This window comes from Microbacterium sp. M, from assembly GCF_045181065.1.
GTDB lineage: Bacteria > Actinomycetota > Actinomycetes > Actinomycetales > Microbacteriaceae > Microbacterium.
The window spans coordinates 3,243,763-3,261,711 of record NZ_CP173721.1 but is presented as its reverse complement, the minus strand read 5'-3'; the positions used below and the strand labels follow the sequence as shown (position 1 = coordinate 3,261,711).

15 protein-coding genes are annotated in these 17,949 nt (G+C 68.7%); 5 read left to right on the top strand and 10 right to left on the bottom strand.

Annotated features, from left to right (window positions below):
* Nucleotides 1-61: 61 nt before the first annotated feature.
* From ACI7YT_RS15995 to ACI7YT_RS15985, 3 genes are read right to left on the bottom strand one after another with little or no spacing between them, the layout of a single operon-like run.
* On the bottom strand, nt 62-1,324 hold the full coding sequence (locus ACI7YT_RS15995; protein ID WP_406246863.1) for a four-carbon acid sugar kinase family protein: 1,263 nt from the start codon (nt 1,322-1,324) through the stop codon (nt 62-64).
* Nucleotides 1,317-2,573: a RuBisCO large subunit C-terminal-like domain-containing protein gene (locus ACI7YT_RS15990; RefSeq protein ID WP_406246862.1), complete on the bottom strand. Its 1,257-nt coding sequence runs from the start codon at nt 2,571-2,573 to the stop codon at nt 1,317-1,319. The genes ACI7YT_RS15995 and ACI7YT_RS15990 overlap by 8 nt, the downstream gene beginning before the upstream one ends.
* Before the next feature lie 5 nt (nt 2,574-2,578).
* Complete coding sequence (locus tag ACI7YT_RS15985) at nt 2,579-4,564, bottom strand: glycoside hydrolase family 127 protein (RefSeq protein ID WP_406246860.1); 1,986 nt, start codon at nt 4,562-4,564, stop codon at nt 2,579-2,581.
* A 148-nt stretch (nt 4,565-4,712) separates the two neighbouring features.
* Between ACI7YT_RS15985 and ACI7YT_RS15980 the strand changes: the two genes are divergently transcribed.
* The 4 genes from ACI7YT_RS15980 (at nt 4,713) to ACI7YT_RS15965 (ending at nt 8,582) form a co-directional block, all read left to right on the top strand.
* Nucleotides 4,713-6,038 carry an ABC transporter substrate-binding protein gene (locus ACI7YT_RS15980; RefSeq protein ID WP_406246858.1) on the top strand — a complete coding sequence of 442 codons (1,326 nt, stop codon included), beginning with the start codon at nt 4,713-4,715 and terminating at the stop codon, nt 6,036-6,038.
* A gap of 73 nt (nt 6,039-6,111) precedes the next feature.
* The gene (locus ACI7YT_RS15975; RefSeq protein ID WP_406246856.1) at nt 6,112-6,993 is read left to right on the top strand and encodes a carbohydrate ABC transporter permease; all 882 of its coding nucleotides are present in this window, start codon (nt 6,112-6,114) and stop codon (nt 6,991-6,993) included.
* Between the two features lies 1 nt (nt 6,994).
* Complete coding sequence (locus ACI7YT_RS15970) at nt 6,995-7,903, top strand: carbohydrate ABC transporter permease (RefSeq protein WP_406246854.1); 909 nt, start codon at nt 6,995-6,997, stop codon at nt 7,901-7,903.
* Nucleotides 7,904-7,922: 19 nt separating this feature from the next.
* Nucleotides 7,923-8,582: an aspartate/glutamate racemase family protein gene (locus tag ACI7YT_RS15965; protein WP_406246852.1), complete on the top strand. Its 660-nt coding sequence runs from the start codon at nt 7,923-7,925 to the stop codon at nt 8,580-8,582.
* Here the strand turns inward: ACI7YT_RS15965 and ACI7YT_RS15960 are convergent.
* Nucleotides 8,579-9,565 carry a GDSL-type esterase/lipase family protein gene (locus ACI7YT_RS15960; RefSeq protein WP_406246850.1) on the bottom strand — a complete coding sequence of 329 codons (987 nt, stop codon included), beginning with the start codon at nt 9,563-9,565 and terminating at the stop codon, nt 8,579-8,581. The two genes, ACI7YT_RS15965 and ACI7YT_RS15960, sit on opposite strands and share 4 nt — an antisense overlap.
* A gap of 143 nt (nt 9,566-9,708) precedes the next feature.
* Here ACI7YT_RS15960 and ACI7YT_RS15955 point away from each other — a divergent pair, with 143 nt between their 5' ends.
* On the top strand, nt 9,709-10,734 hold the full coding sequence (locus ACI7YT_RS15955; RefSeq protein WP_406246848.1) for a LacI family DNA-binding transcriptional regulator: 1,026 nt from the start codon (nt 9,709-9,711) through the stop codon (nt 10,732-10,734).
* A gap of 16 nt (nt 10,735-10,750) precedes the next feature.
* On the opposite strand, the gene ACI7YT_RS15950 is transcribed toward ACI7YT_RS15955, so the two are convergent.
* From ACI7YT_RS15950 to ACI7YT_RS15925, 6 genes are read right to left on the bottom strand one after another with little or no spacing between them, the layout of a single operon-like run.
* Nucleotides 10,751-11,827: a Gfo/Idh/MocA family protein gene (locus ACI7YT_RS15950; protein ID WP_406246846.1), complete on the bottom strand. Its 1,077-nt coding sequence runs from the start codon at nt 11,825-11,827 to the stop codon at nt 10,751-10,753.
* On the bottom strand, nt 11,824-12,669 hold the full coding sequence (locus tag ACI7YT_RS15945) for an amidohydrolase family protein (RefSeq protein ID WP_406246844.1): 846 nt from the start codon (nt 12,667-12,669) through the stop codon (nt 11,824-11,826). The genes ACI7YT_RS15950 and ACI7YT_RS15945 overlap by 4 nt, the downstream gene beginning before the upstream one ends.
* Nucleotides 12,666-13,124 (bottom strand): MaoC family dehydratase, encoded by a 459-nt coding sequence (locus ACI7YT_RS15940; RefSeq protein ID WP_406246842.1) that lies wholly within the window; start codon nt 13,122-13,124, stop codon nt 12,666-12,668. Before ACI7YT_RS15940 ends, ACI7YT_RS15945 begins: the two co-directional genes overlap by 4 nt.
* A complete protein-coding gene (locus ACI7YT_RS15935; RefSeq protein WP_406246840.1) occupies nt 13,111-14,229 on the bottom strand; it encodes an extracellular solute-binding protein in 1,119 nt (372 codons plus the stop codon). The genes ACI7YT_RS15940 and ACI7YT_RS15935 overlap by 14 nt, the downstream gene beginning before the upstream one ends.
* Entirely contained in the window at nt 14,226-15,434 is a 1,209-nt protein-coding gene (locus ACI7YT_RS15930) for a CaiB/BaiF CoA transferase family protein (protein WP_406246838.1), read from the bottom strand. Before ACI7YT_RS15930 ends, ACI7YT_RS15935 begins: the two co-directional genes overlap by 4 nt.
* Nucleotides 15,431-17,878, bottom strand: a complete 2,448-nt coding sequence (locus tag ACI7YT_RS15925) for a glycosyl hydrolase family 95 catalytic domain-containing protein (protein WP_406246837.1) — start codon at nt 17,876-17,878, stop codon at nt 15,431-15,433. Before ACI7YT_RS15925 ends, ACI7YT_RS15930 begins: the two co-directional genes overlap by 4 nt.
* Between the last annotated feature and the right edge of the window lie 71 nt (nt 17,879-17,949).

Below are 17,949 nucleotides of genomic sequence, written 5' to 3'. Positions count from 1 at the left end.
GAACGCTGCCCGCGACTCGACTCGCTTGGCTCGCTCGACGAGCGAGCGCGGAGGAGCCCGCTCAGGGGTTCCCGAGGGCGGCGACGTCGGTGAAGAGGCTGTCCGCGCCGACCTGGCCGCCCTTGAGCAGCAATTCGAGACCGTCGACCGCGGAGTCCGAGCTGTGCGCGCGCAGGATCACGACGTTCCCCCACGGATTCGCGGCGATCGACAGGGCCTCGACCCCGAGCAGCCTGGTCACCCGGCTCGATGTGTCGCCCCCGCACACGATCACGCGCCCGGTCGCGCCGGACCGCACGGTCGCGGAGATGACGGATGCCGCAGCATCCGCGATCGACTCCAGCACCGCGCTGCCGGCGAGCGAATCGATGTCGGCGTCGTCGGACGTCAGAACGACTCCGCGTCCCGCGCGCAGGGCGTCGAGTACGGCAGGCGTCGCCGATGCCCCGTCCAACGGGAGAGGCGTGACGAGCCAACCGGCGTCCGCCGCGGCATCCGCCTGCCGCCTGGTCTGCGCAGAACGACTGCCGGAGACGACGAGCACCGGGCCTCCGGTCGCCGTCGATGTCGGGATCGTCGGGGCATCACCCGGGCTCGCCGCCGCGATGCCGTGCGAGAGTCCACCGGACCCGATCGCGAACACCGGTGCCGCCAGACGCTCCAGTGCGTGGCCGACGGTCTCCAGGTCATCATCCGTGAGCGCATCCAGCACGACGGCCGCCTCGGTGGCATCCTGCAGACGCTCCGGCAGCTGCCCGTATTCCGGCAGGGAGACCGCGCCGATCGTGGCATCCGTCTGGCGTCCGATGTGCACGGACAAGTCGGCTTCCGTCATCGGCGTCGAGGGATGCTGCGACATCGTCGGCTGACGATCCAACCGGTGGATCGTGCCGCGCTCCGCGGCGAAGTGCTGACCGAAGACGGTATAGCGACCGAAATCCGGCTGAGCGAACAGCATCGGCACGACGCGCTCTCCGAAGACCTCGCGGCCCAACTCCAGCACACGGCCCAGGCTGCCGACGTCCGGCGCGGAGTCCGCCGTCGAGCAGGCCTTGTACTGCACGAGTCGCGGTCTCGTCGCAGCGAACGCCTCCAGCACAGGGCGCAGCTCGTCCTCCATCGCGACCGGGTCCAGAGACCGCGAGATCCCCGCGACGCCGACGACATCGACCTCGGATGCCGCGCGCCGCAGCGTTTCGGCATCCGGCAGGGCCGTGAACAGGCGTCCTGACCATCCTCGGCGAGCGAACTGCAGCAACGCGTCGACGCTGCCCGTGAAGTCGTCGCCGTAGAACGCGACGGCTCCCCGTTCCGAGTCAGACACGGACGGGCCCGAACTGCTCTGCCGCGCGACGAATGGCTTCGGACGTCGAGAACGCATCGTCCGCGCTCTCGCCCCGCGCCGCGGATGCCCACGCGTCGCGCATGCTGGCGACGCCCGCCGCCGCCCCGTCGGGATGACCGTGGATGCCGCCGCCGGCGAGCACCAGCAGATCGGTGGTTCCCACGGCGGCGTAAGTGGCGTGCGCGAGACCGGCCCACTGGCCGGAGGACAGCACCGGCACCGTCGGCGTGAGACCCAGCAAGGGCTCGCGCACCGCCGCGATGGAATCGAGCACCTGGTCGTCCGTCTCGTAGAACTTGTTGCTGATGCCGTTCGTGTGCAGGTGGTCGGCTCCGGCGAGGCGGGCCAGCTTCTGCCACGCCCGGAATCCTATCCCCACCTGATCCGAGCGTCCGAACGCACCGAACATCGCGCGGTGCCCGTGGATCGGGACCTCGCTGTGGTGACGCAGGAACTCGAGCCCGGGGATGCCGAGGAGATTGACGCACGCCATGACGGCGGTGCCCCCGGCCGCCACGACCAGGTCGTGGTTCGCCTCGAGTCGGCCGATGTCGTCGGTGATGTTGAAGGCGTACATCGGCTTGCGGCCGGTGCGGTCCGCGTACCTCTCGAGGACGGGCATGACGGCGCGCACGCGCTCGGCCAGGGGTGCGGACGGCCCGTTGCCCTGCAGCTCGTCGTCCTTGATGAAGTCGATCCCGGCTTCGGCGAGCTGCTCGACCACCTCGGCGAGATCGGCGGGGGAGAGTCCGATGCTGGGCTTCACGATCGTGCCGATCATGGTGCCCTCCGCCCTGCCCATCAGGCGACGGGTCCCCTGGACGCCGAACGCGGGACCCGGGTAGTGATCCGCGAAGGCGGGAGGCAGGTCCAGGTCGACGAGGCGGATGGCAGCGAGTTCCTTGATCTCGAAGAGGTTCCCGGCGACGGCGGCGAGGAGGTTCGGCAGTGATGGACCGAAGTTGTCGAGGGGGAAGCGCAGGCGCAGAACCGCTCTGCGCCGCAGCGCAGGGTCGCCGACGGCCCCTGGCAGGGGCGCCGACCCGGTCAGCGGCACCTCCGTGATCGACTCCACCTGTGCGGCGAAGCGCGCGCGCAGATCGTCGGATTCGCGTTCCACACGGACGAATGTGCCCGTCGACTGCTCGCCGGCGAGAACCTCGGCGGCGTGCTGCAGCGGCAGCGAGGTCTCGATGATGTAGGTCGCGATGACGTGCTGTGGTTCCATGCGCGTCACCAGACCAGGGGAAGCCATACCGACATCTCGCCGGCGCCGCGGTTGCCCCACGCGTAGTAGGGCACGAGTCGGACGACGGCCGACGAGGGCTCGACATCGGCGAGGTCCGCGTACAGCGCGTCGTCGTCGGTGGTCGGGAGCACGGCGATCTCGGTCTCGAGCGCGACGACGGCGTGCCCGGCGATCTCCGCTTCGATCGGCGTGAACCCGGCACCGCGACGGAGAGCCGCCTGCTCGAGTACGACGCCGTCCGGCAGATCAGCGCTCTCCAGGCAGTACACGACGGGTCCGCGGCGCACTGCCACCTGATTGGTCGTCTCTTCGGCGAGGCGGTGACCGCGCAGCACGCGCACGGGCATCGGGAGCGTCAGCTCCACGACGTCTCCGACGGACCAGTCGCGTTCGATGCGCGTGTAGGACGATGGTGCCGTGACGGCGACGGCGTCGCCGTTGACGGTGAGCACGGCATCCGTCGACCAGCCGGGGATGCGCAGGTGCAGGGGGACGCGCCCTTCTGCTCCGGTCACGGTGAACCGGATGGTCTCGCCCCAGGGGTAGCCGCCGTCCTCGCGGAGGGCGAGCCGACCGGCGTCGGTCGTGACGTCGAGCGTGCTGCCGCCGTACAGGTGCACGAAGACGCCGTCTTCGCCGACCGAAGCCGCGCGTTCGTGGAATCGTGCGAGAGTCCGTGCGATGTTCGGCGGGCAGCAGAAACAACTGAGGTACGACTCCCGCAGCCGCTCGTCCGACGGCGGCGGCGGTGGTGTCGGGTGCAGCGCGGTATCTCCCGGTCGGCGCAGCGGGAACGGCAGATCCCGTACCTGGCGCAGCGGGTTGGTGTAGAAGTACTCCGACCCGGCCAGGCTGATGCTGGAGAGCAGGCTGTTGAACGCGACCTGCTCGATGACGTCCGCGTACTGCGCCTCGCCGGTGAGCGACAGCATCCGCTCCGCCCAGAAGATGAGGCCGATGTTGGCGCACGACTCGTTGTGGGCCGTCGTGTGCGGCAGCTGGTACGCCCGCCCGTAGGCCTGGTGCACGCGACTGATCTGGTTCTGCCAGGGCGAGCCGTCCGGCGAGGCGCCGTCGTACAGCGCACCGGCGCCGCCGGTGATGTACAGCTTGGTGTCCACAACGTCGCGCCACAGTCGGCCGAGCACCGCCTGCAGCTCGGCATCGCCCGTCTCGGCCACGAGGTCGGCCAGGCCGGCGTAGAGATAGTTCGCTCGGACGGCATGGCCTGCGACCACGGTCTGCTCGCGGACCGGGAGGCGGTCCTGGTTGTCGTCGCCGCCCTCGAAGTCGTCGCGGACTCGCACGAAGGCCTCGGACAGGCGCAGATAGCGCTCCTCTCCGGTCGCCCGGTACAGGTCGATGACGGCCATGTAGTGGGACGGGCAGATCGCGCTCCGAGCGAGTTCGACCGGCTTGTTCGTGGCGAGATCCTCCAGGAAGGATGCCGCCTTGCGCGCGGCATCCAGCAGAGTCGTCGATCCGGTCACCTCGTAGTGCCGGACGCCGGCGGTGATGAGGTGGCCGAGATTGTAGGTCTCGAAGTTGAACCGGTCGGCGAGTTCGATCGCCTCCTGCCGGTTGCGGCTCGAGATGACCGTGGGGGTGTGCAGGTAGCCGTCCTCGCGCTGCACGGAGGCGATGAGCGACGCGATCTCCTCGATGCGGGCGGCGAGCTCGGCATCCGGATCGGTCTCGAGCCGCGCGATCGCGGCCTCCAGCCACTTGTAGAAGTCGCCGTCCATGAAGGGAGGGCCGGAGTGCTCGCCCTCCTCCAGACCGGCCGCGATGCGGAAGTTCGTCAGTCCGGGGCTCACGCTCGGATCGCTCAGTGACGACCAGATCTGGGGGATGGTCACATCCCGGGTGCGGTCGTGCACCTCGCCCCAGAAGCCGCTGGTCCAGCGTGCTCGGGTGGCGTCGAGCGGACGCAGACGAGCGTGTTCTCGCAGCGGAGTCGTCGCGGTCATTGGTGCCCCTTCCAGGTGGCGTTCACGTCACTGTAGTCATGATTCGATCATGAAGTGAATAGAATTTCAACCCTGACTGTTGACACACTTCGGATTCTTTCCTACTGTCATGGTTGTACCTTTCGCACCCGTCAAGGAGGACGCCCCCATGGACTCACGCAGCAATCGTCGCCGGCTCGCGACACTCGGTCTCGCACTCGCAGCGGTGGTTCCGCTCGCCGCGTGCGCCGGTGGCACCGGCGGTTCCGGATCTGAAGGCGGATCCGGCGCCGACCCCGAAACGTTCACCGTCATGACGGCGAACGAGAACCCGGTTCTCGAAGAGCAGCTCACCGCCCTCGCCGAGGGTGCCTGCACCGCTGAGAACGAGGCGCTGCCCCTGGAGCACCAGAAGGTCGCCCAGGCCGACACGGTGCAGAAGATCACGCTGCTCGCGAGCCAGGATGCGCTTCCGACGCACTCGATCGCCGGAACCGCGCTCATCCGCCCCGACGGTGACCTGGGCAAGGCCGGTCTCGTCGGGGATCTCAAAGCCGCACTCGAAGAGGCCGGCACCTGGGACAACGTGCTCCCCGCTGCCGAATCCACGGTCGAGCAGGTGTACGGCGGCTTCGTCTCGATGCCGTACCAGTACAACATCGAGGGCATCTTCTACAACAAGCAGATCTTCGCCGACAACGGCGTCGAAGAGCCGCAGACCTGGGACGACCTGCTCACGGCATCCGCCACTCTGCAGGACGCCGGCGTCATCCCGATGACCGAGGCCGGCGCGAACGGCTGGCCGCTGACGCGCATCATGGGTCTGTACATCTACCGCAACGCGGGCCCGGAGGCCATGACCGCGATCCAGGACGGCTCGGCGAAGCTGACCGATCCGGAGTACGTCGCCGGCGCGCAGGCGCTCGCCGACTACGCGGATGCGGGATACTTCGGTGAGGGCTTCACCACCCGTGACGGCGACACGTCGTCGAACATGTTCCTCACCGGCAAGGCGGCGATGACCTACGACGGCACCTGGCTGCTCAGCGCCATCAACGACCCGGAGCGCAACGAGATCGGCGGCGAGAACGTCGGATTCATGCCGTTCCCGGCGGTCGAGGGCGGCGAAGGATCGATCGACCAGTACCCGGCGAACGCGGGTGCCCCGATGATCGTCAACGCGAAGCAGTTCGGCCCGAAGGTCCAGGACTGGATCAGCTGCATCGCCGAGAACTACGGCCAGCAGGCCCTGCAGGATGCCGGTGTCATCTCCGGCTTCAAAGTCAACGGCGAGGTCACCGATCTCTCCGAGAACACCGCCGAGATCCAGGAGCGCATCGAGACCATCGACGAGACCGTCCTGTGGTTCGAGGCGCTGTTCGACCCGAAGAGCAACTCCCTGGCCTCCACCAACGCGACGCTGCTGACCACGGGGCAGATGACCGCCGAGGACTACATGAAAGAGCTCCAGGCGAGCATCGACGCCAACAGCTGACCCGACGCCGGCCTCCCGGAGACTCTCGCCTCCGGGAGGCCGGCTCCTTCCCTGAGAGAAAGCAGTTTCGAGGATGAACTCGATCTTCGGAGATCGCAAGACGATCTTCATCCTGCTGGCCCCGGCACTCCTGCTGTACACCCTGCTCAAGATCGTGCCGGTGCTGTGGTCGTTCGGCCTGTCCTTCTTCGAAGGCAACACGCTGCGCGGCTTCGAGTGGGTCGGCCTCCAGAACTTCGCGACGTTCTTCACCGACGGCGCCGCTCTGCAGTCCCTGTGGGTCAGCGTCTTCTTCGCGATCGTCGCGACGATCGGGCAGGTGGCGCTCGGGTACGGCTTGGCCCTGCTCTACGTCTTCGTACTGCGCAAGGGCTCGTCGTTCGTCCGCACGATCGTGTTCTTCCCGACCGTGCTGCCCACCGTCGCCGTCGCCCTGCTCTTCAAGAGCTTCGTGGCCGTGGGCGACAACCAGGGCCCGGTCAACGACATCATCAACTTCTTCGGCGGAGAGAGCGTCGAGGTGCTCGCCTCCACGGTCGGCACCATGTCGACCGCGATCGTCATGACGCTGTGGGGCTCCATGGGCTTCTACGCGGTGCTGCTCTACGCGGGACTCCTCGACATCCCCGAGGAGGTCATCGAGTCCGCGCGTCTGGACGGCGCCAACGGCCTCAAGCTCGTCCGGCACATCATCGTGCCGCTGTCGCTTCCGATCCTGATGTCCTCGATCATCTTCAGCCTGAACTCCACGCTCAAGGTCTTCGACAGCCTGCTCGCCCTGAACGGAGGAGGTCCCGGGACCTCGACGGCGCCCCTCACCCTGTACATGTACCGGACGGCTTTCGAATACGCCGAGTACGGCTACGGCTCGACGATCGCGATGGTGCTGACCCTGCTCTGCCTGGTCTTCACGCTGGCGATCTTCCGATCCTCTCGACGCAAGACGGAGGCCTGACATGACGATGACCCGCACGGATGCCGCGACCACCGTCGCCGTTCCGACCCGCCGCCGCCCCAGCCAGACCCGCCGCACGGCGATGCGCCTGATCAGGCGCGTGCCGGTATGGCTCATCGTGGCGCTGCTCATGGTCGTGGTGCTGTACCCGCAGCTGTGGATGGTGCTCGGCTCGTTCAAGACGCAGGCCGAGTTCCTCTCCAACCCCGCACTGTCGCTCCCGGAGACCTGGCAGTTCGACAACTACATCCAGGCGCTCACCAACGGCAACGTCGGACAGAATTACCTCAACAGCATCATCGTCACGATCCCGTCGGTGCTGCTGATCGTGTTCATCGGCGTCGCCGCCGGTTACGCGCTCGAGGTCATGATCTGGAAGGGGCGGGGCGGCGTCCTGCTGTACGTGCTCGCCGGCATCATGGTCCCCGGCCAGATGATCCTCGTGCCGCTGTTCATCGTGTACTTCCGCATGGGCATCACCGACACGCTGCTGCCGCTGATCATCACGTACACCGTGATGGGTCTTCCGCTGACGACGTTCCTGATGGCCACGTACTTCCGCTCGGTCCCGCGCGATATCTTCGAGGCGGCGACGGTGGACGGCTCCGGCCCGCTGCGGTCGTTCTTCGTCATCGGCATCCCCATGATGAAGAACGCGATCCTCACGGTGGGCCTCGTGCAGTTCTTCAGCGTCTGGAACGACCTGCTCATCGCGCTGACGTTCACGACGCGTCCCGAACTGGCGACGATCCAGGTGGGCCTGCTGAGCCTGAGCGACGAATACGGATCGACCCAGTACGGACCGCTGTTCGCCGCGGTGAGCATCAACATCGTCGTGCTGCTGATCGTGTTCCTCGCGCTGAACAAGAAGATCATGGCCGGCATGTCCGGTGGCGCCCTCAAGGGCTGAGACTTGGGAGACTGAAGACATGAGCGCACCCCGCATCGCCTTCCTGCACACGGGAGCCGTCAACATCGCGCCCTTCGGCGCGCTGGCGGCCGAGTTCCTGCCCGACGCGACTGTTGTGAACTACCTCGACGACCGGATCGTGGCCGACCTCGGCGACGAGGCGCGGGCGGCCTCCGTGCCGGAGCGCATCGAGGATCTCGTCCGCGCGGCGGCCGCCGGCGGGGCGGATGCCGTGATGTTCACCTGCTCGTCGATCTCCGAGCTCGCAGCCCCCGCCGCTGCGGCCGCCGGTGTCCGGGTGCTCCGGGTCGACGAAGCCATGGCGGATGCCGCGGTGGCCGCCGGACGCCGCATCCGCGTGCTCGCGACGCTGCCGACGACCTGCCGACCGACGCTCGGCCTGATCGAGGAGCGCGCGGCTCTCGCCGGGGCCGCTCCCGAACTGAGCAGCGAAGTGATCGACGGCGCCTTCGAGGCCATCGTGAGCGGTGACCGAGAGACGCATGACCGCCTCGTCGGCGCGGCGATCGAACGCGGTGCGGCCGAGGCCGACGTGATCGTGCTGGCTCAAGCCTCCATGGCGACGGCGGCCGAGGCCGTGTCCGTCGACGTGCCGGTGCTCACCAGCCCACGGCTGGGCGTCGAGCGGCTGGCCGGGTCGCTGAGCTCCGGGCGTTAAGCCCGCAGCCGCCGGAGCTCGGCTGTCAGGCGCTCGCCCATCAACCGGTAGCCGTCGGCATCGGGATGGACGCCATCCGACAGCAGATGAGCCTCCTCGAAGCCCAGGATGCGGGGGCCGTCGATGAGATGGAGCAGATCGTCATCGGTGCCAGCGACGACCTCGGCGATCGCCTCGCGCATCCCCTGCAGCGTGGCGCCGACGGCGTTCGGGGTGCTCTCCAGGCCCGGCGCAACGATCGGAGTGATCACGGCGATCGGCGCCGACGGGTGCGCGGCGCGGACCTGATCGATCAGCCCCGCGACCTGGGGGGCGAAAGCGCGCGGCGACATCGACGCATTGCCCATCACGTTGATCCCCAGGCACAGGCTGATGATGTCGGCCGGCACCGTTGCGATCGTGCGGGTCGAGATCGGGTCGAGATGGCACTGCCCGCCGAATCCGAGGCAGGTCAGGTCCCAGTCGAGAGCACGCGCGACGAGCGCAGGCCACGTCTCGCTCGGCCCCCCGGCGGCGTTGCACTGCGAGATGGACGAGCCGTAAGTGGTCCACCGGGTGGGTGCGGTCGCGGCTGGGACGACCGACCCGCTCAACTGCACCGACCTGATCCACGTCTCGCCGACCTGCGGCAGCCATGCCTGCACCCGATGCGTCCCCGCCGGGAGGGGGACATCGAGGGCGAACGTCCCGGCGACGAGGTCGATGCGGCGATGCAATGCGCCGTCGACGAGGACATCGATGCGCGCGTCGCGGGGGATGTCGAGCAGGAGATCCCCGTCGAGCGCGATGCGCTCGGCATCCGTGTCGACGTCCAACCGGACCCCGACGGACTGGCGCGCGTTCGTGATCAGGTCCGGAGCGAACGCCCGATCCAGGAGCTCAGGGAGCAGCCGCCAGGAGCGCACCGCACCGTCGCGCTCTTCCCAGCCCACCGCCCCGCGCCATGCGTCGGGTCGGATATCGGGTCGAAGATCATGGGCCACGTCTGACGAGCGTAGTCGAAGTGCCCAGTCTGAACAATCGTTATACGGATGAATGGCCCGCCTGTCTCATGGCAGAGCTTCCGCAGGGTCCGTCTGCGGTGAATCGTTTGTGCCAGCCCCCGCTGGACCGTTACGATCTGAGGATGGTTACTCTGCGGGATGTCGCCGGCCACGCCGGGGTCTCGGTGTCGGTGGTTTCGCGCGTGCTCAATTCCGATCCGTCCGTCAGGATCCGGCCGGAGACGCGGCAGCGCATCCTCGATTCCGCGCAATTGCTCAGATACTCGCCGAACTCGGCAGGGCGAGCGCTGCGTCGCTCGCGCACGCACATGCTGGCCTTCGTGGTCCCCGACGTCACCAACGCCACCTTCACGGATCTCGTGAACGGGGTGGAATCGCGAGCGCTGGATCATGACTACTCCGTCGTGCTGGCATCGAGTCCTCGCATGCAACCGGGCAGCGACGGGTTCGCCCGCCTGCTGAACGAGCGTCTGGTGGACGGGGTGCTGCTGCAGAAGGGCGATGAAGCGCCTCTCGACCTGGTGGCGCGAGCGCTCTCGCATCCCGAGCGGACCGTGCTGATCAACTCCGGCCCTGTCGACGGCGTGACGACTCTCGCCATCGACGACGTCGCCGCCGGCGGCCTCGCCACACGGCACCTGATCGAACTCGGGCACACGCGGATCGGGTACGTCGGCGGCGTTCCGACGTCCGACACGAGTGACCGACGACGTGCCGGTGTCGAGCAGGCGCTCGCCGCTGCCGGCTTGACCCTGCCGCCCGAGCACACCACCGCCTTGGGCTACACCTACCGATCGGCTCGGGATGCCGCACGGCTGCTGCTGGGCCGCCAGCCGGCGCCGACGGCCGTCGTCGTCGGCAACGTGAACGCCGGGATCGGCGTGCTGACGGAGGCCGCTCAGATGGGCATCCGCGTGCCGGAGGACCTGTCCGTCGTGGCGATTCACGACATCTGGCCGGCCATCACGTGTGCACCGGCATTGACCACCGTCCGGCTGCCCATGGCGAACCTCGGAGCCGCCGCGGTGGACCTTCTGCTCGCCGGGCTCGAGAAGACCGCGGGCCCCTCACGGCCGACCAGCGGAATCGTCGACGATCCCGCACCGGAACTGGTGCTGCGCGCGTCGACGGCGCCGCCGACGGCGTGACCCCGGACGACGGGCGTCAGGAATCCGGGATCGGGTGGCCGCCGGTTCGATTCGCCTCGTGCGCCGCCTCCAGCACGGCCATCGTGCGCAGCACGTCATCCGCTGAGGTGGGCAGCGAGTTCGATTCGCCTGTGACGTACCGCTGAAGGGCGCTCATGGTTCCGATGAAGGCATCCGGGAACCATGTTCCGTCGACGGCGACGTCCCGCCAGCCGTCGTCGGTGCTGCGCTCGAGTCTGTCTTCACCGCCACGCGGATAGTCGAGCAGCAGCCCCAGCTGGGCGCGGATGGCTCCGGTCGTGCCGTGCCAGAGGATGGCGGACTCCTGATGCGCCGGGCCGAATGTGTGATCGTGATTCGTGCTGATCGTGACGCGCAACGGACGATCGGCGTAGTGGAGCAGATAGCCGGTTCGCGTGCTGGCGAGCCGCGAGCCGGGGTGCGCCACCGTGACGGCGCTGACTCCGCTCGGATCCCCCACGAACGAACGCACCAGATCCACGTAGTGGACCGAATGCATCGGCATCTCCATGCGATCGAGCCCGAATACGCTGGGGAACAGCTCCCACCGCGTCTCGACCCTGACGAGGACCTCGATGTCGACGAGCTCTCCGATCGCCCCCTCGGCGATCAGAGCTCGCGCCGCCGCGACGTGCGGGGCGAACCGCAGCTGCGTGTTCACCGAAGCCGTGAGCCCCTTGCGGCGGATGATATCGATCAGGTCGCGCGCCTGCGCGAGGGTGTACCCCAAGGGCTTCTGCAGCTGCACGGCGGCGCCGTCGGGCAGCGCATCCAGGATCGACGCGAACGCGTCCGGCATCACGGCGACGTCGTACACGGCCGCAGTGCCGTGGGTCGCTGTCGCTGTCGCGAGATCTGTGAAGGTGGTCGGCACGCCGAACGCTCTGGCCAGGTCGATGGCGCGGGCGGCGTCGAGGTCGACGACCGCCGCGACCGGCAGACCAGCCTTGCGGTAGGCCGGCAGGTGCGCATCGCGGGCGATCCCACCCGCACCGATCAGGATGATCGGCAGCGGATCGCTCGGCGGCCCGGCCGCATAGGCGGGGTCGGGCGCGAACTCCGCGAGGGTCATGCCTTCAATCCGTAGACGCGGGTGGCCGTCCGTTGTCGGAGAGCGTCCGCCTGATCGGGGGCGAGCGCGTCGACGGCGGCCAGGAGCACGCTCAGCGCGGCATCCGTTCCGCCGGCGACGGTGCCCATGGGCCAGTCGCTGCCGAGCATGAGCCGATCCGATCCGAACGACGCGAGCGCGGTGGTGAGGATCGCCGCCATCTGCTCATCGGTGATGGAGGCGACTCGCTCGGCCGCAGCGGCCGGGTAGATCCCGGAGATCTTCGCGATCACGTTCGGCAGGGAGGCGGTCTCGGCGAGCTGATCGACCCAGCGGTCGTATTCCGGGCGTCCGACCGGCGGCTTGCCCAGGTGGTCGAGCACGATCGTCAGGCCGGGGTGCCGACGGGCGAGCGAGCACAGATTCCGAAGGTGCTCCGGCGACACGGCGATGTAGTCGAGCGGGACGCCTGCGGCCTCGAGACGGTCCAGGCTGCGGCGCTGATCCTCACCGAGGATCCAACCGGGGTTCGGTCGATCGTGGGTGAGATTGCGCACGCCGACGAACCACGGATCCGCCACCAGTCGCGGAAGATGTTCCGCGACGATCATCGGCGCCTCCAGTGGGAGATAGCACACGGCGCCGACCACACGCGGGTCGGAAGCGGCCAGCTCGAGCAGGTACGTCGTCTCTTCGAGCGTCTCATCGGCCTGCACGAGTACGGCACGATCGAAGCCGTGCGCGGACACCGCGGAGAGGCCCTGCTCCAAGGAATGATCGGCGCGCAGCGGCTCCGGCGCGTCATCGAGCCAGTGATACGGCGAACGCGCACGCGCCCAGACATGCAGATGCGTGTCGATCACTCCCGGTCACCTCGCTTGTTCACGACGTACAGATGCACGAGCGACAGGACGACGTCGCCGTGCTGGTTGGTGACCCTCACCTGCTCGTCCACCCGGCCGAGTTCGGGGCGGCGAGGGTGGTCGGCGATCGCGATGACCTCCGCCTCCACGGTAATGGTGTCGCCGAGGAAGACCGGTTTGACGAACCGGATCCGGTCGTAGCCGTAGCTCATCGCCTGCGGATTGACGTCGCCCGCGGTCATGCCGACCGCGATCGCGATGATCAGAGTGCCGTGCGCGATGCGTCCGCCCAGCCCCGCCTCGTTGACGCACCAGTTCTCATCCATGTGATGCGGGAAGAAGTCCCCGGTCTGCCCGGCGTGCAGCACGACATCGGTCTCGGTGATGGTGCGCCCGAGAGTGCGTCGCACTTCGCCGGAGGCGTAGTCCTCCAGATATCGATCAACGACGAGCATGCACGGCTCCCAACGACGCGAACAGCGGATCCAGATCGGCGAGCACCGCGGATGCGTGCTCGCGGTTCAGCAGTCCTCGATGCACCCGTTCGCATGCGGCATCCTGCACCGCCATGTAGTCCGGATGCTGCGGGCGCAGGCTCGCCAGCTCCAGGGTGCGGCGCGTGTCGGCGAAGAACCCTCCGGTCAGCTCATCGAGCGCGGCGTCCGTCCAGGCGGACGCATGTCCTGGCTGTCCCCCGGCCTGCGCGTACACGCCGCGTTGGACCTCGCCTGTGGCGACCCAGGTGGCGAAGGCGATCGCCTCATCGCGGTGCGCGGTACGAGCGGAGACGGCCAGGCCGGCACCGCCGAGCATCGAGCCCTGCGGCCGGTCGTCGATCTCGGGGATGTCCGTCCAGCGCAGGACGTTGTCGCGGAAGCCTGCTCTCGCGTAATTGCTGTATCCGTAAAGCAGCGGAGCGTAAGCCCAGCGGGTCGAGGCCGCAAGGCGGTCCGCGGTCTGGATCGGGTTCTCGTGAAGACAGTCGGCGGGGACGAGGTCGCGCAGCCGGCCGAGGAGATCCCATGCCTGCGCGAAGGCATCCGGTTCGGCGAACCCGTCCCGACCGGCATCCGCGCCCTGCAGGGCCGAAGACAGCGTGAAGACCGACGCGAAGGCGTCGATCGGCTTGGCCGGCCAGAGGACGCGGCCGTCGCGTGCCAGGTCCAGGACGTCCGGCCACGTGCGGGGTGGCTCGGGAAGCAGATCGGGCCGGTAGGCGGCGACCTGCGCTGCGGCATCGATGGCGAGGCCGTACCGCGCGCCCTGCCAGCGGTAGCTCTGATCGGAGCGCCCCACGAAGACGCCTCGTGCTTCCCCCTCAGGGAGCGGAGCGAGCAGCCCCGCGTGCGCGGCCTGCGGGATATGGGGGTGATCGATGACGAGCAGGTCGTACGTCCGCGTCAACGCGTCCAGATCCTGATCGGCGAACGCCTGCAGGGAACGCGCCTCCCATTCGATGTCGACGTCGTGCCCGGCATCCGCGTAGGCGCGGGATGCCGCGACGATGCTGTCCCGGCCGCGCTCGTGGTCCCAGGTGATGCCGCGCAGACGGACGGTCACGAGATGCTCCTGCCGACGGGTTCCCTGGCCGGAGCCAGTTCGTCGCGGACCCGCTCGGTGTCCTCGCCGAGCACGGGAGCCGCCCCGGATCCCCAGAGCCGCTCGCCGTCCACGCGGAAGGGAAGCCGGGTCGTCGTCACGGTGGTGCGGGCGCCGTCGCTCTCCGCGCGGTCGAGCGTCTGCACCATGTCGATCGCCCGGAAGCCGTCGTGCTCGACCAGTTCATCGACGGTGTGCAGAGGCGCGCACCAGATGTCTGCGGCATCGAGTACGGTGAGCCAGCTCTCCGTGCTGTCCGTTCGGAGGCGGTCGGCGATCAGCGTCTCGATGCGACTGCGCTGATCCCACCAGGAATCCGGATCGGTCAGCGCCACGAGTTCGGGGATCTGCAGCAGCGCGCCCAGCTCCGGCACCGGATTCATGGCGATCGACAGGTAGCCGTCCGCGGTCGGGTACACGCCGTACGGCGCCGGGAGATGGGCGTGCGCGCTGTGCGGTCCTCGCGGGCGCCGGGTGGCGACGGCATCCGGCTCCGTGAGCCGCACCGAGAGCATCTCGAACTGCAGGTCGAGCATCGCCTCCAGGAGCGAGGTCTGCACCTGGCCGCCGACGCCGGTGCGCAGCCGCCGCAGCAGCAGGGCCGTGATGCCGTGGGCGAGGTGGCAGGAGGCGAGGTGGTCGGCGATGGCGATGCCGACGGGGCGCGGCTCCGGATCCGCCTGCAGCCACGGCAGGCCGGCGATCGACTGGGCGAGCAGATCCTGGCCCGGACGGTCGCGCCATGGCCCGTCGTCGCCGTACCCGGTGATCGACCCGTAGACCACGCCGGGGTTCTCCGCGCGGATCGTGTCGTAGTCCAGCCCGAGCCGCTTCATCACACCGGGGCGGAAGTTCTCCACGACCACGTCCGCCTGCTCGACGAGTCGACGCACGAAAGCGAGATCGTCCGGGTTCTTGAGGTCGGCCGCCACGCTCTGCTTGCCGCGGTTCATGGCGTGGAAGGAGACCGTGTCCGCACCGGCCCTCGCCCCGGCGAAAGCCAGTCCCCGACCGATGTCCCCGATCACCGGACGCTCGATCTTGATCACGCGTGCGCCGAGGTCGGCGAGGCGAAGAGCCGCCACGGGGCCGGCGAGGAACTGGCTGAAATCGAGGACCAGGAATCCGTCCAGTGGGCGGAGGGTTCCTTGCTGCGCGGCGATCATGATGCGTGCTCCTGAGAGAAATCGGCGATGGTGAGGCGCACGGGGCGCCCCGGCTCGAGGGGGACGACCCGCTCGCGGGCACCGTGCACCACCCGGACGGTCTCGGCGCTCCCCGGCAACGGCGTGATCGTGGCCTCCGTCAGCGCTCCAGCGCTCCATCGCAGGTCCACGATGAGTCCGCCGCGTGCGCGCAGACCCCGGACCTCGCCGTCCGCAAGTCCTGGGGGCAGCGCGGGAAGCAGCTCGATGCGGCCGGCGTGGGACTGGACGAGGCATTCGACGACCGACGCCACGATGCCGAGGTTGCCGTCGATCTGGAACGGCGGGTGCGCCGAGAACAGGTTGCGGTACAGGCCGCCCCGCCAGCGTCCGCCGCCGGGACCGGGTTCGATCTCGATGTTGCGGCGGACGAACAGGTCGAGCAGGCGGGCCACGGCCTCCGGCTCGTGCAGCCGTGCCCGCATCGCGATCTTCCAGGCGAGCGACCAGCCGGTGCCCTCGTCTCCGCGGGCGTCCAGGCTTCGGCTCGCGGCTTCCGCGGTGCGCGGCGATGGCGGAGCATCGGTCGGATGCACGCTGACCAGGTGCGCGATGTGGCGATGACGCGGATCGTGCATGCGGTCGACGTCGGCCCATTCGCGCAGCAGCCCGTCGTCATCGACGCCGATCTCGGGGATCAGGGGCAATGCGGCTTCTGCTTCCGCGCACAGGTCGGGGGACTCCGCACGCAGTCCGTAGTCGTCCGCGACCCGCAGCAGCGAACGCAGCAGATGGCGGGAGAGTTCGAGGTCCATCGTGGAGTCGGCGGCCACGGACGAGATCGATCCGTCCGGTGCCACGAACCTGTTCTCCGGCGACGTGGACGGCGAGGTGCCGAGCGAACCGTCGTCGCGCGGCTCGAGCCAATCGAGGACGAACCTCGCCGCGCCGGTCAGCACAGGCCAGAAACGGCGCGCGGCGGCTTCGTCGCGGGCGAAGGTGATCCGGTCGATCAGGTGGGAACTCAACCAGACGCCGGCGAAGGGCCAGAACGCCCAGGCCGGATCGTGGGTCCCATCGCCCATCGGATCCGCGAAGGCCCAGATGTCACTGGCATGATGCGCCACCCAGCCCGACGACCCGTAGATGCGATCGGCCGGCTCGCGTCCCCGTTCGGACAGGGCGGAGACGAGATCGAACAGGGGCTCGGCGCATTCCGCGAGGCCCGTGGTCTCCGCCAGCCAGTAGTTCATCTCAAGGTTGATGTTCATCGTGAAGTCCGAGCTCCACGGCGGTTGCATCTGCTGGTTCCACAGGCCTTGCAGATTGGCAGGGGTTCCGCCCGGCCGTGAGCTCGAGATCAGCAGATAGCGACCGTAGTTGAACAGGAGGGCGACCAGCTCCGGCGCAGCGGCGAAGCCGGCGGCAGCGGCGTCGACGAGCGCGTCCGTGTCGGTTGTGATCGTGTCGCGATCCCCGGTCACGTCGGGCGACCCGAGGCGCAACTCGGCGCGGTCGTAGAGCTCGGCGTGCGCGGCGGCATGCTCGTCGTGCAGTCGGTCGATGCCGATGCCGGCGGCCCCCAGGCACAGTCTCCTGGCGCGGGCGACGGCATCAGCGGCATCCGGTTCCGGGTCGTGACCCAGTCGCGTGAAGGTGGTCTGCACCGCGACGATCAGCACCGTGTCGCCGTCGACGTCGACGACGAGACCCTCGGGCGTGGAACGGGTTCGCACGGACCCGCCGACGGCGCGGAGCACGACGGCGGCCTGCACTCCTCGAGGCTCCTCGGCCCACCGGACGGGATCGGCTACGCGCTGGTAGGCGGGCACGACGTCATCGGGCGCGCGGAGAACCGCCCACGCCTCCGAGTCGGCGGTTCCGGCCTGCTCGAGGCGCAGGGGGGAGTCGAGCACGAAGGACACCGGATGCTGCGCCGCGGAGACCTCGACGACGAGGACCTGATGCGGATCGCTCACGAACGCCCGCTGGTCCATGCGTGAGCTGTGACTCCACGCGACCGCCGCCCGAAGGTCCAGGCCCCGCGCGTAGTCCGCAGAGCGGTGGATGACGTCGTCGACCGCGAGCGGACGATCATGTTCGGGGATGACGTCGTCCTGGGGCGACGGGTCGGGTGCGGGAGCCCCGATCGTCCGGCGCAACCGGGCCAGCGGCTGGAACGACTGCGGGTACGAGTGCTGCAGCAGGCGCAGAGAGTCCTCTGCCGACAGGTAGTCGCCTGCGGCGATGGCCGCCCGAGACGTCGAGATCGCTGCTCGGGCTGTTTCGGCGCTGACGGGGTGCGGGTCGGCGCGGTGCCCCGGTCCGGACCAGACGGAGCCCTCACTGAGCCAGATCAGCTCACGCTCCTCACGGCCGTAGACCATGGCGCCCAGACGACCGTTGCCGATGGGCAGCGCCTCGACCCATTCAGCGGCCGGACTCGCGAACTCGAGCCTATGCATCGGGGATGACAACTCTGACAACATCCTCACCTCAGGTAATCGTTTTACTGATCAAGGACACCTTAGACGCT

Excerpts from the sequence above, each read along its gene's own strand:
- ACI7YT_RS15930 (WP_406246838.1), bottom strand. The coding sequence starts at position 15,434 with ATGATCGCCGCGCAGCAAGGAACCCTCCGCCCACTGGACGGATTCCTG.
- ACI7YT_RS15975 (WP_406246856.1), top strand. The coding sequence starts at position 6,112 with ATGAACTCGATCTTCGGAGATCGCAAGACGATCTTCATCCTGCTGGCC.
- ACI7YT_RS15940 (WP_406246842.1), bottom strand. The coding sequence starts at position 13,124 with ATGCTCGTCGTTGATCGATATCTGGAGGACTACGCCTCCGGCGAAGTG.
- ACI7YT_RS15985 (WP_406246860.1), bottom strand. The coding sequence starts at position 4,564 with ATGACCGCGACGACTCCGCTGCGAGAACACGCTCGTCTGCGTCCGCTC.
- ACI7YT_RS15965 (WP_406246852.1), top strand. The coding sequence starts at position 7,923 with ATGAGCGCACCCCGCATCGCCTTCCTGCACACGGGAGCCGTCAACATC.
- ACI7YT_RS15950 (WP_406246846.1), bottom strand. The coding sequence starts at position 11,827 with ATGACCCTCGCGGAGTTCGCGCCCGACCCCGCCTATGCGGCCGGGCCG.
- ACI7YT_RS15980 (WP_406246858.1), top strand. The coding sequence starts at position 4,713 with ATGGACTCACGCAGCAATCGTCGCCGGCTCGCGACACTCGGTCTCGCA.
- ACI7YT_RS15925 (WP_406246837.1), bottom strand. The coding sequence starts at position 17,878 with ATGCATAGGCTCGAGTTCGCGAGTCCGGCCGCTGAATGGGTCGAGGCG.
- ACI7YT_RS15990 (WP_406246862.1), bottom strand. The coding sequence starts at position 2,573 with ATGGAACCACAGCACGTCATCGCGACCTACATCATCGAGACCTCGCTG.
- ACI7YT_RS15970 (WP_406246854.1), top strand. The coding sequence starts at position 6,995 with ATGACGATGACCCGCACGGATGCCGCGACCACCGTCGCCGTTCCGACC.
- ACI7YT_RS15955 (WP_406246848.1), top strand. The coding sequence starts at position 9,709 with ATGGTTACTCTGCGGGATGTCGCCGGCCACGCCGGGGTCTCGGTGTCG.